This is a genomic window from Roseburia sp. AF15-21, from assembly GCF_003479505.1.
Taxonomy (GTDB): Bacteria; Bacillota; Clostridia; order Lachnospirales; family Lachnospiraceae; genus Roseburia_C; species Roseburia_C amylophila.
The window spans coordinates 57,687-69,758 of record NZ_QUHG01000011.1; the positions used below are offsets into that span (position 1 = coordinate 57,687).

The window sequence follows — 12,072 nt, forward strand, 5'->3', positions numbered from 1 at the left end:
AATGTTCCGAATTTTTCTATAATCTCCTTACATTTTTGAAAAGGAGGAATAGAAATGGATTGGTTATTAGATTTTATCAAGCAGTTTATCAAACATTAACGTCCATCCGTAATCTTTTCCGCGTAAAAGTAAATGAACTCCTTAATGGTAGGCATTCCGCGGTCAGGATTAATGTGGGCGGTGTAGCAGTTAAGAAGAGTTTCGGTGTCATTGGAATTCCATGCGCGGTTAATGGCATTCTGCATGGCACGTTCCACACTGGAATTACTCTTCTTATACTTGTTACCAAGAATCTGGGAAATGTTTGTGGTCGGTCCATCAATTGTTATCATAATGGCATCGGTCAGATATTTGTAACCAACAACCTTTGGACTGATACCAATGAGCTCCAGTTCCCGGTGGATTCTGCGGATAAGTCCCTGCTCTAAATCTTTTTGATTATCTTTCATATAAGAAGTATTGGATGTGGATTCTGTCATTTCAATCATAGGGAGAAGCTGTTCGAGAAAATCAACAGCAGATTCCGGAGAATACGAATCTTCATATTTGCCGATAATGAAATCAGCACCAAGTCTTCGGGCGGATTCCAGTGTGATTTTGCTGGAGTTGTAAGTGGTAACAAGAATATAAGGCTTTTTCTCTAAGCCCAGTTTATTTAAGTCAGAAAGGAAAAACAGTCCGTTTCCACCGCCATGATGCAATTCCAGATCAAGAATAACAGCGTCAGGAAGCGTATTCTGTACATATTGAATGCCAACATAAGAATTATTGGTGACGCCGGCTAAATCCATATTATCTTTGGACGCAATATAGTTTGAAATACGATTGCAGGTGTCCATATCATCTTCGATCAATAAAATGTGGAGCGTTTTTTCCATGTATAAGTCCTCCTGATTTACTCATATATCGTTTCAATAAAATAACATTTCACAAGGCATCTTTAAAATTAAGCTTATTATATCTCAAAAACCCCTTTGAAACAACAAAAAACAATACAAACCAACGAAAACCAACAACAAAAGCATAAAGTTTGTGTTGGAAAAAAGTGGTAAACTACCCAGTAAGGAGTATCGATAAAAAATTTGAGTTGTGTAAAGTTATCATATAGATTCGGGTGGCTGCTTTCAAAGCGGTCACCCGAAAGTCGTTTCTGGCGGGAAAAATCCCTTGTCTTTTCCCCTTTCAAGCCGTACTATAGAAATAGGTATATCAATTAGAAAATCAGCCATTATTCAAAGAGTATGAAACCATAATAACAGGCCAGGTGAACCATGACATATATAAAAGACGAATTATGTAAATTGGCATCCTCTGATATGTATCCCCTTCATATGCCGGGACATAAGCGGAGACTGGATTGTGACATCAATCCTTATACATATGATATTACAGAAATAGATGGATTTGATAATCTGCATGCCGCAGAAGGAATTATAAAGGAAGCCGAGGAGCGGGCAGCCGCATTATGGGGCGCAAAGAGTTCTTTCTTTCTGGTAAATGGAAGTACCTGCGGTATTTTAGCAGCACTCAGTGCCGCATTACCGAAAAAGGGACATCTTCTGATGGCACGAAACAGCCATAAGGCAGCATATCATGCAGCATATTTAAGAGAGTTACAGGTGACATATCTCTATCCGGTATTTACAGAATTCGGGATACAGGGTGGAATACTGCCGGAGCAGGTGGAAGCTGCATTAGAAGCGGATGAAAGTATTGAGGCTGTGTTTCTTACATCACCAACCTATGATGGAATCGTATCAGATATAGAAAAAATAGCAGAAATTGCCCATCAGCATGGGATTCCGCTGATTGTGGACGAAGCTCATGGTGCGCATCTTGGCTTTCATCCGTATTTCCCAAAATCAGCTATTACACTGGGAGCAGATGTGGTAATCCAGAGCCTGCATAAGACGCTTCCGGCACCTACACAGACTGCAATTCTGCATTGGAATTCTTCTTATATAAATAAGGAACGGTTGGAGTGGTTCTTAAATATCTATGAAACCAGTTCTCCATCCTACTTATTCTTGACCAGTATAGATGAATGTGTGCGTCTGCTGACGGAAGAGAAAGAGAAGTATTTTGATGCATATGAGAAGCATATGAAAGACTTTTATGAAAAAGCATCCCATTTTTCTAATGTGGAAGTCATGGGAGAAGTGGATTTAAAAGAGACAGAAGGCTTTGCCAAAGACCCGTCGAAGCTGGTACTCCGTGCCACGAAAGCCGGACTTTCCGGGGAAGAGCTGTATCAGCTGCTCAGGGAGAAATACCATTTGCAGTTAGAAATGTGTCAGGGAGACTATGCGCTGGCAATGACCAGTATTTTTGACAGCGAGGAAGGTTTTGACCGGCTGTATGCGGCACTGGAAGAAATTGATAAAAAAGAAGCCGTAGCAAGAAGAACAATAACGCCGCAGTTTCTGACCGAAGCCTATGCAAAGCGGACGGTCCGCATATCCATTGCAGAAGCGCTGGATGCAAAGACAGCGGAAATGGGGATGAAGGAAAGTGTTGGCAAGACGGCAGGAGCATTTGTCTATCTTTATCCGCCGGGTATCCCGATGTTGGTGCCGGGAGAAGAGATTTCCAAAGAGGCGGTGGCAGTGATAAAAACCTGCCGGGAGAATGCATTTCGTATTCATGGCGTGACTGAGGACGGAAAGATAAAAGTTGTCATTTCCTGAAAATTATTTTATACTAGAAAACAGACGGCAAAACCGTAGAAACAGGAGATTTACACATGGGAAAGATTTTCTGCCTGATGGGCAAGAGCTCAACAGGAAAAGATACCATATATAAGATGCTGCGGGGTGAGAAAGCGTTGCAGCTTCAGACGATTGTACCATATACTACCCGGCCGATCCGTGCCGGCGAGGCGGAGGGCGTAGAGTATCATTTTATTGATGAACAAAGGCTTTTGAAGCTCGAAAAAGAAGGAAAAGTCATAGAGCAGCGCGCATATGATACTATATACGGAATCTGGCGCTATGCCACAATTGCAGACGGGCAGGTCAATCTGTCGGAGCACAGTTATCTTCTAATTGGCACCCTTGCCGTGTATACACAGCTTTGTGCCTATTATGGAAAAGACGCAATCGTACCGATATATATAGAAGTAGAAGATGGTTTACGCCTGCAGCGGGCATTGGACCGGGAGCGGATGCAGGATAAGCCAAAGTATACAGAGCTTTGCAGGAGATTTCTTGCAGATGATGCGGATTTTGCAGAAGAAGCATTGGAAAAGGCAGGAATTACCAGACATTTTGAGAATGATAATCTGCAAAAGACAGTAGAGGAAATTGCAGCTTTTGTGCTATCATATAATGGATAGGTGATAAAATGGAGATTAGAGTAAACGGCACTGCACCGGTGAATCAGACCACCGGAACCACGCCGGTAGACACCGGAGACGGCAGCTTTAAATTTACATTGACCAGTGCAATCGAAGAGCAGGAGCTTCAGCAGCGGTTGAACAGCCTCTTAGATGACATTACCAAGCAGGGTAATCTTATTGCACAGCATATGGACATCCGGGACATGAAGAAATACCGCGGACTGGTGAAGGATTTCTTAAATGAAGTCGTAACCCGTTCCCATAAATTTTCCAGAGAGAACTTTCTCGACCGGAAAGGCCGTCATCGTGTCTATGGAATCGTCAAGTTGGTGGATAAGAACTTAGACGAACTGGCAGAAGAGCTGGTGAAGGATGAGTCGGACCACATTACCATATTGGATAAAATCGGGGAAATTGCAGGCTTATTGCTGGATATTTTCACGTAAAAACAGGGCAGCCTAAGACAGCAGGAAGCTTCAGGAGAAAGGAGCGCACATGGCAGGATTTGCAGAAATCATTGGACATGAACAGATTATAGAGCATTTACAGAATGCAATAAAAATGGATAAAATATCCCATGCATATATATTGAACGGACCGGACAAATCCGGCAAGAAAATGCTGGCGGAGGCATTTGCCCAGACCCTGCAGTGTGAGAAGCACGGCATTGAGCCCTGCATGGAGTGCCATTCCTGTAAGCAGGCAGTGAACCACAACCAGCCGGACATCATTTATGTCACACATGAGAAGCCGAATACGCTTTCCGTTGCAGATATCCGCAGCCAGCTTGTAAATGATGTAGATGTGAAGCCATACAGCAGCAGATATAAGATTTATATTGTAGATGAAGCAGAGAAAATGAACCAGCAGGCGCAGAATGCACTGTTAAAAACCATCGAAGAGCCGCCGGCATATGCGGTTATCATTCTGCTGACTACCAATGCAGATGCATTTTTACCGACGATTCTTTCCCGGTGTGTGGTATTGAACCTTAAGGTAGTTTCTGATGATAAAATCAAAAAATATCTGATGGAGCACTGTAAAGTGCCGGATTATCAGGCAGATGTGTGTGTGGCATTTGCCCAGGGAAATGTGGGAAAGGCAATGGCACTGGCATCTTCGGATGATTTCCAGGAGCTGAAAGCTGCAGCTGTGCAGTTATTAAAGCGAATCCATGAGATTGAGCTTTATGAATTTAAGGAAGCCATCAAACAGATTAACGAATATAAAATGGAAATCAACGATTATCTTGATATCATGATGATCTGGTTTCGGGACATTTTATTATATAAAGCAACAACAGATGTAAATGGACTGATATTTAAGGATGAAGTCTATGACATAAAGAAGCAGGCAAGCAAGAGTTCCTACAGTGGAATTGAAGCAATATTAGAAGCGTTGGAAAAGGCAAAGGTGCGCCTTACGGCAAATGTCAACTTTGACCTTGTGATGGAATTGTTGCTGCTGACAATAAAGGAGAATTAGAATGACAAAAGTAGTTGGAGTCAGATTCCGCAGAGCCGGAAAGATATATTATTTTGACCCGGGTAAAGCAAAGATGGCGGCAGGCAGCCATGTTATCGTGGAGACTGCCCGTGGCATAGAGTACGGAACTGTGCTGATTGCCCCGAAAGAGGTAGACGATAAAGCAGTGGTTCAGCCATTGAAGCCGGTCATCCGCGTGGCAACACCGGAGGACGATAAGACTGAGCAGAGAAATAAAGAGAAAGAAAAAGAAGCATACAAAATCTGTTTTGAGAAAATTGCAAAGCATAAGCTTGAAATGAAGCTGGTAGAAGCAGAGTATACCTTTGATAACAATAAGCTTCTGTTTTACTTTACCGCAGACGGACGAATTGATTTCCGTGAACTGGTAAAGGATCTGGCAGCAGTATTCCGTACCAGAATTGAGCTGCGCCAGATTGGAGTGAGAGACGAGACCAAGATTTTAGGCGGAATTGGAATCTGCGGAAGAGAATTATGCTGTAAATCCTATCTGGCTGATTTTGCTCCGGTATCCATTAAGATGGCAAAGGAGCAGAACCTGTCCTTAAATCCGACTAAGATTTCCGGTGTATGTGGCAGACTGATGTGCTGTCTGAAAAATGAGGCTGAAACATACGAATATTTAAACAGCCGTCTTCCGAATGTGGGTGATACCGTTATCACAATTGATGGATGTAAAGGTGAAGTACAGAGCATTAACGTATTGCGTCAGCTGGTGAAGGTCTTAATCGAAGTAAATGATGAGAAAGAACTTCGGGAATATAAGGTAAAAGAGCTGAAGTTCAAGCCAAGAAGACGCAGAGACAATATCAAACTTTCTCCGGAAGAGATGAAAGAGCTGGAAGCCTTAGAGGATAAGGGAGGAAAGTCTAAGATTAATGACGTCAAGTAATGAGATTCAATTAAAACCGGATGAGCGTGTGGACGAGCTGAATCGCAAGGGTTATCGTATCATTCAGGATACGAAGCAGTTCTGCTTTGGAATGGATGCGGTACTCTTAAGTGCTTTTGTAAAGGTAAAACCGAAACAGAGAGTGTTAGACCTTGGAACCGGAACGGGAGTGATTCCCATCCTATTAGAGGCGAAGACTCCCGGAGAGCATTTTACCGGGCTTGAGATTCAGCCGGACAGTGCCGACATGGCAAGACGAAGTGTTGCGTTAAATGGATTGACGGATAAAATCGATATCGTAACAGGAGATATAAAAGATGCCTCGAAGATCTTTGGGGCATCTTCTTTTGATATTATAACCACAAATCCGCCTTATATGATAGGACAGCACGGTCTTACGAATCCGGAGGAAGCAAAGGCAATTGCCCGTCATGAAATATTGTGCAATCTTACGGATATTATGAGGGAGAGTGCGAGAATACTAAAGCCGGGGGGACATTTTTTTATGGTACACCGTCCGTTTCGTCTGACGGAAATCATCTGTTGTATGCATGAGCATCGCATCGAGCCAAAGCGGATGCGGCTGGTATATCCATATGCAGACCGGGAGCCGAACATGGTACTTATCGAAGGCTGCAGAGGCGGGCGTTCCCGTATGACGGTGGAGAAGCCGCTGATTGTATACAAGGAACCGAATGTATACACCGATGAAATATATGAGATTTATGATTTGTAATGAAAGAAAGGAAAGACATATGTTTAATGAGATAACAATTGGACCGTTGACACTTCATATGTATGGACTGATGATTGGACTTGGATTCTTAGCCGCATATGCGATGTGTTATTACCGTGGAAAAAAGATGAAAATGGAAAAAAGCGGAGATATCCTTTATGGAATCTTCTGGTGTGCCATCATCGGCGGACTGGTGGGAACCAGATTGCTTTATTATATTGTAGAGATTCCGGAGATTATCAAAGACCCATCCATTCTCTGGGACTTTAAAAACGGTTATGTAGTATATGGAGGAATTATTGGAGGAATCTTAGTATCCTGGCTTTACTGCAGGATAAAGAAGGTATCTTTCATCGAATACTTTGACCTTGTTATGCCGGCAGTAGCACTGGCACAGGGCTTTGGAAGAATCGGATGCTTCTTTGCAGGCTGTTGTTACGGAAAAGCAACGGACAGCTGGTTTGGAATCACCTTTACCCATTCCGACTATGCTCCAAATGGAGTCAAGCTGATACCGACACAGCTTATTTCATCTGCAGGAGACTTCATGATTTGCCTGATGCTGCTTGCTTATGCAAAGCGTAAGCCGAAAAAAGGCAGAGTGGCATCCTTATATTTAATGTTCTATGGAATCGGAAGATTTGGTGTGGAATTTTTAAGAAGTGATTACCGCGGAAGCGTGGGATTCCTTTCTACTTCCCAGTTTATTTCCATTGGTATTGTGGCAGCAGGCATCATACTCTATCAGATGTTGCCGCGCATTTATGAAAATGCGAAGAAAGCGGAGTAAGAAGATATATAATACCACTTAAATAAAAGAGGATAGATTATGGCAGGAAAACTGTATCTGTGTGCAACACCCATTGGAAATTTAGAGGACATCACATTCCGGGTATTGCGTACCTTAAAGGAAGTAGATTTAATAGCGGCAGAGGATACGAGAAATTCCATTAAGCTCTTAAATCATTTTGAGATTAAGACACCGATGACCAGCTATCATGAATATAACAAAATTGAAAAGGCATACAAGCTTGTAGAGAAATTGCAGGAAGGCAAAAATATTGCCCTGATAACAGACGCCGGAACACCGGGTATTTCTGACCCGGGAGAAGAACTGGTCCGTATCTGTTATGAAAATGGCATCGAAGTAACATCCCTTCCGGGACCGGCAGCCTGCATTACTGCATTGACCATGTCTGGACTTCCCACCAGACGATTTGCCTTTGAGGCATTTCTTCCAAGAGATAAAAAAGAGCGTGCCAGAGTCTTAGAGGAACTGGCTCAGGAGAGCCGAACCATGATAGTATACGAAGCTCCACACCACCTTCTCAAGACCTTAAAGGAGCTTTATGAAGTTCTTGGAAACCGTGAATTAACGGTTTGCAAGGAGCTGACCAAGCGATATGAGAATGCGACAAAAACGACATTTGAAGATGCCATAAAGATTTATGAGGACAACGAACCAAAAGGAGAATACGTTTTAATCATTTCGGGAAAGACATTTAAGACAAAGGAACGGGAAGCCAGAGAAGCCTGGGAGAGCCTTTCCGTCGAGGAACATATGGCACATTATGAGGCTTCCGGCATGGAACGAAAGGAAGCCATGAAGCAGGTGGCAAAGGACCGCGGCATCAGTAAGCGGGATGTCTATCAGGCATTGTTAAAAGAATAGGAAGAATAACAGGAAACCAATATAAGGGACAATGGACAGAGAGCAGCCATTGTCCCATTTTTGTGTAATATGAAAATAATCCACTTTTTTAAAAAGCTTTCGACTATTTTTTATAAAAAGTCAATGATACGATAAATAATATCAACCAGATAATGGAGAAAGTGTCGAGAAAAGGGTGACTTTAAAAGGGAAGAAAAGGAGGATTATGTATGCACAAAAGAGATCAGAAAGAAAAAAAGGAACTGCCTTTTTACAAGACGATTGCGATGAAACTGATTTTGGGATTTCTGGTTCCGGTAGCCGGAATCGTTATACTGGGGCTGGTTTCCTATAACAAATCTTCATACGCAATTGTAAGCAAGTATAAAGAATCGGTCGAGCAGACCATAAATATGATGCAGCAGTGCATCGGGCTTGCAGTATCTAGTGAGGAAGATGAATTCAAGCGGTATCTTACGGATACAGAGATGCAGAAATACATTTCCGGAATGTATACAGATTCAGAGGAAAAGAGCCAGAAGAAAAAGGTTACAGATGAAGTAAATACAAAGACAGTGGTAGACGAGAAAGTCAGTGGAATTGTTTTTCTGGCAGAGGGTGGAAAAAGTATTTCAGATAATACAAATCCGGTAAACAGTGCCGGATATTCGGAATATGTAGAAACACAACAGGGACAGAAAATGGCAGCAGATTCCACTGACTGGCTGATATTCGGGCAGGATAAAGAAGCGGATGAAGTACTTGGATTAGATAGCAGTACCTATAGCATCCGTCTTGTAAAAAATTATAATGCACAAAAGGGTGCAATTCTTATTAATATGGACGCTTCCTATCTGCGGAAAGTCATGGAATCCTTAAATCCGGGAACCGGCGGTTATACGGTGCTGGTGACCAGTGACGGACAGGAATTTTATGGACAGGAAGACAATATTCCGGATAGTACCATGATATATGACACCGGATTTTATAAGGAGGCACTTTCTACAGAGGATGAGACATTTAGTACAATGACAGAGATAAATGGAAAGAAGTATCTTTTCCTAAGCAGCCGGATTCCGGAAAAAGATGCACTTTTATGTGCCTTGGTGCCGGAAGAGAATATTATGGCAGAAGCAGCACAGATCCGGACATTGACGGTAATTCTTTCCATCTGTTTTGCCGTTGTTGCACTTATACTTGGCGTAATGATTGCGCAGAATATGTCCGGAACGATACATTATATTCTCCGCAAACTGCGTAAAGTAGCAGACGGAGACCTGACGATACATCTGACTACGAGAAAACAGGATGAATTCGGGCTTTTGTGTGAAGGAATCAATCATACCGTAGAACATGTAAAGGAACTGATTGTCCATGTCAATGAAGTGAGTAACCAGTTAAATGAAGCAGCAGGTTATGTCAATGAAGCGTCCGGCACTTTCTTAAAGACCTCTCAGAACATACAGGAGGCAGTGGAATGTATAGAAACAGGAGTAAATAAACTTGACAATGGAGCAGAAAACTGTCTGACACAGATGGATGCATTATCTGGTAAAATAGCAGATGTAAGTCTGCATGCACAGGAAATAAGTAATCTTACATCTTCTGCAGGAACAACGATTGAATCTGGCATACAATCGGTACAGGGACTGACCAGCAGTGCGGAATCTACGGTAGAGATAACCCGCAGCGTAATTGATGCAATTGAGGAATTGGAAGAACGTTCCAGAGCAATTAATGAGATTGTCGCAGCAATTAACCAGATTGCAGAGCAGACCAACCTGTTATCCCTGAATGCATTTATTGAAGCAGCCCGTGCCCAGGAGGCAGGAAAAGGATTTGCAGTAGTTGCAGAAGAAATCCGTAAATTATCGGATCAGTGTCTGGTATCAGCAGGACAGATATCGGATATTGTAGCAGAAATCGTGGAAAAGACCGGAGAAGTGGCAGAAATTGCACGAAAAGCAGAAGAAATAGTTTCTACACAAAGTGGTGCAGTAGAAGAGACGACGCAGTCCTTCCGGCAGATAGATACGCAGGTAGCCTCTTTGTTAATTGCATTGGATACAATCAGCAATAATGTATCGGAAATGGATAGCTCCCGTTCTGAGACATTAGAAGCAATAGAAGGCATTTCCGAAGTGTCCGGGGAAACGGCAGAATGTTCCGTTAAAGTATATGAGAGTGCAGATTCCCAGCTGGGTGCAGTAAAAGAATTAAAAGAAGCATCTGTAAATTTGAGAGAAAGAGCCAGCCGTTTAATCGAGACTTTGGGTAAATTTATCGTATAAAGAACAAAATTATATTAAAAAATTGCACTTTTTTGAAAGTTTGATGACTGTTTTTCAAAAAAAGTGAATGCTAGAATAGAATCATCAAATGAAGAGAGACATTTGAAAAAAGGAGGTATTATGATGAGGAAAAAAATTGTATCAGTGTTATTAACAACAGCAATGGTAACAGCAATGCTTGCAGGATGCGGCGGAAAAGATACTACAGCAAGTAGTGATGGTTCCGAGAAGAGCCCATCCGCAGAAGCAGGAAGTTCAAGCGGGGATGAAATTACATTGAAGGTATTCTCCAACCTGCCAGACCGTAAAAATGGTCAGGGACTGGTAGAACAGAAAATTATTGATGAGTACATGGAAGAGAATCCAAATGTAAAAATCGAAGTAGAAGCTTTGGATGAAGAAGCTTATAAGACAAAATTCAAAGCATACTCCATGGAAGGACTTCCGGATGTTGTAAGTATCTGGGGACAGCCGGCATTCTTAGACGAAGTGTTGGATGCAGGAGTACTTGCAGAATTAAATGAGTCAGATTATGATGATTATGGATTCGTATCCGGTTCCTTAGAAGGATTCAAGAAAGATGGAAAACTTTATGGACTTCCAAGAAATACAGATGTTGCCGGATTCTATTACAATCAGAAAATGTTTGAAGACAATGGCTGGGAAGTTCCAAAGACATATGATGAACTGTTGGAATTAGCAGGAACAATCAAGGATGCAGGCTATATTCCACTGGCAATGGATGGTGGAGATGGATGGCCAATGGCAGTTTATTTATCTGATTTACTTTACAAAGTAGCAGGAAGTGATTATTCCAGTATTGTAAGCAATGCAGTAGCAACTGGTGATTTTACAGATTCAAGCATTGTAAAAGCAACAGAACTACTGAAAGAAACAGCAGATGCAGGATTATTCCAGAATGGATATGATTCACAGGATTATGCAACTGCACAGAATCTTTTTATCAATGGTCAGGCTGCCATGTATTATATGGGAAGCTGGGATGCATCCATGGCATTGAATGAAGATATTGACGAAGATATCAGAACCAACATCCGTGTATTTACCATGCCGGTAGTAGACGGTGGAAAAGGAACTGCAACAGATATCGCAGCATGGAATGGTGGTGGATATGGAGTATCCGCATCTTCTGAACACAAAGATGAAGCAATCAAATTCTTAAATTATATGTATCAGCCGGATAAACTTTCCAAATATGGCTGGGAAAATGGTGTAGGAATGTCTGCACAGGATCAGTCAGCATATATGACAGGTGATGAAACAGAATTACAGATGCAGTTTGTAGATGCAGTAAATAATGCAACAAGTGTATCCGGAACCCCAATCAATGACTGTGGACCATCTGCATTTAAGACAGGCATTGAAAGTGAGATCCAGAGTGTTTCCAATGGAAGCATGAGCGTAGACGATTTCCTTTCTTCTATCGGAAAAGCCTGCCAGTAAACAAAATTAATTTCATAGCATTCTCCAAATTCTCTTAATTACATACCCTATCAGGAGCCGCAGATCAATCTGCGGTTCCTCTTTTTTTATGCATGCAGGAGAAAAAAACATATATAGGTATGTGAAAATATTACACCTTTTCTAAAGACTGGTATCTGTAAACCACATGGCCCGGTTGCTATAATTTTTATAAAG

Annotated in this window: 11 protein-coding genes; 10 read left to right on the forward strand and 1 reads right to left on the reverse strand. The window is 42.0% G+C overall.

From position 1 onward, the window contains the following. Window positions 1-95 precede the first annotated feature (95 nt). Entirely contained in the window at window positions 96-878 is a 783-nt protein-coding gene (locus DWW33_RS13365) for a sporulation initiation factor Spo0A C-terminal domain-containing protein (protein WP_117697945.1), read from the reverse strand. A gap of 393 nt (window positions 879-1,271) precedes the next feature. Between DWW33_RS13365 and DWW33_RS13370 the strand changes: the two genes are divergently transcribed. The 10 genes from DWW33_RS13370 (at window position 1,272) to DWW33_RS13415 (ending at window position 11,877) form a co-directional block, all read left to right on the forward strand. Beyond that, window positions 1,272-2,687, forward strand: a complete 1,416-nt coding sequence (locus DWW33_RS13370; RefSeq protein ID WP_117697944.1) for an aminotransferase class I/II-fold pyridoxal phosphate-dependent enzyme — start codon at window positions 1,272-1,274, stop codon at window positions 2,685-2,687. Window positions 2,688-2,743: 56 nt separating this feature from the next. Further along, window positions 2,744-3,334: a guanylate kinase gene (locus DWW33_RS13375; RefSeq protein ID WP_117697943.1), complete on the forward strand. Its 591-nt coding sequence runs from the start codon at window positions 2,744-2,746 to the stop codon at window positions 3,332-3,334. A gap of 8 nt (window positions 3,335-3,342) precedes the next feature. Continuing rightward, entirely contained in the window at window positions 3,343-3,783 is a 441-nt protein-coding gene (locus tag DWW33_RS13380) for a YaaR family protein (RefSeq protein WP_117697942.1), read from the forward strand. 49 nt (window positions 3,784-3,832) lie between these two features. Then, window positions 3,833-4,822 carry a DNA polymerase III subunit gene (locus tag DWW33_RS13385; RefSeq protein WP_117697941.1) on the forward strand — a complete coding sequence of 330 codons (990 nt, stop codon included), beginning with the start codon at window positions 3,833-3,835 and terminating at the stop codon, window positions 4,820-4,822. Between the two features lies 1 nt (window position 4,823). Further along, window positions 4,824-5,735 (forward strand): PSP1 domain-containing protein, encoded by a 912-nt coding sequence (locus DWW33_RS13390; RefSeq protein ID WP_117697940.1) that lies wholly within the window; start codon window positions 4,824-4,826, stop codon window positions 5,733-5,735. Beyond that, window positions 5,722-6,471 (forward strand): tRNA1(Val) (adenine(37)-N6)-methyltransferase, encoded by a 750-nt coding sequence (locus DWW33_RS13395; protein WP_022244278.1) that lies wholly within the window; start codon window positions 5,722-5,724, stop codon window positions 6,469-6,471. The genes DWW33_RS13390 and DWW33_RS13395 overlap by 14 nt, the downstream gene beginning before the upstream one ends. Before the next feature lie 19 nt (window positions 6,472-6,490). Further along, window positions 6,491-7,261: a prolipoprotein diacylglyceryl transferase gene (locus DWW33_RS13400; protein ID WP_117697955.1), complete on the forward strand. Its 771-nt coding sequence runs from the start codon at window positions 6,491-6,493 to the stop codon at window positions 7,259-7,261. Between the two features lie 39 nt (window positions 7,262-7,300). Further along, window positions 7,301-8,143 carry a 16S rRNA (cytidine(1402)-2'-O)-methyltransferase gene (rsmI, locus tag DWW33_RS13405; RefSeq protein ID WP_117697939.1) on the forward strand — a complete coding sequence of 281 codons (843 nt, stop codon included), beginning with the start codon at window positions 7,301-7,303 and terminating at the stop codon, window positions 8,141-8,143. A gap of 209 nt (window positions 8,144-8,352) precedes the next feature. Beyond that, window positions 8,353-10,413, forward strand: coding sequence for a methyl-accepting chemotaxis protein (locus tag DWW33_RS13410; RefSeq protein WP_117697938.1), 2,061 nt, complete (start codon window positions 8,353-8,355; stop codon window positions 10,411-10,413). Between the two features lie 123 nt (window positions 10,414-10,536). Then, a complete protein-coding gene (locus DWW33_RS13415; protein WP_117697937.1) occupies window positions 10,537-11,877 on the forward strand; it encodes an ABC transporter substrate-binding protein in 1,341 nt (446 codons plus the stop codon). The last annotated feature ends 195 nt before the right edge of the window (window positions 11,878-12,072 follow it).

What these genes read in the sequence shown, in the direction of transcription:
- DWW33_RS13370 (WP_117697944.1), top strand. Translation starts at nt 1,272, where the DNA reads ATGACATATATAAAAGACGAATTATGTAAATTGGCATCCTCTGATATG.
- DWW33_RS13375 (WP_117697943.1), top strand. Translation starts at nt 2,744, where the DNA reads ATGGGAAAGATTTTCTGCCTGATGGGCAAGAGCTCAACAGGAAAAGAT.
- DWW33_RS13390 (WP_117697940.1), top strand. Translation starts at nt 4,824, where the DNA reads ATGACAAAAGTAGTTGGAGTCAGATTCCGCAGAGCCGGAAAGATATAT.
- DWW33_RS13415 (WP_117697937.1), top strand. Translation starts at nt 10,537, where the DNA reads ATGAGGAAAAAAATTGTATCAGTGTTATTAACAACAGCAATGGTAACA.
- DWW33_RS13395 (WP_022244278.1), top strand. Translation starts at nt 5,722, where the DNA reads ATGACGTCAAGTAATGAGATTCAATTAAAACCGGATGAGCGTGTGGAC.
- DWW33_RS13385 (WP_117697941.1), top strand. Translation starts at nt 3,833, where the DNA reads ATGGCAGGATTTGCAGAAATCATTGGACATGAACAGATTATAGAGCAT.
- rsmI (WP_117697939.1), top strand. Translation starts at nt 7,301, where the DNA reads ATGGCAGGAAAACTGTATCTGTGTGCAACACCCATTGGAAATTTAGAG.
- DWW33_RS13400 (WP_117697955.1), top strand. Translation starts at nt 6,491, where the DNA reads ATGTTTAATGAGATAACAATTGGACCGTTGACACTTCATATGTATGGA.
- DWW33_RS13410 (WP_117697938.1), top strand. Translation starts at nt 8,353, where the DNA reads ATGCACAAAAGAGATCAGAAAGAAAAAAAGGAACTGCCTTTTTACAAG.
- DWW33_RS13380 (WP_117697942.1), top strand. Translation starts at nt 3,343, where the DNA reads ATGGAGATTAGAGTAAACGGCACTGCACCGGTGAATCAGACCACCGGA.
- DWW33_RS13365 (WP_117697945.1), bottom strand. Translation starts at nt 878, where the DNA reads ATGGAAAAAACGCTCCACATTTTATTGATCGAAGATGATATGGACACC.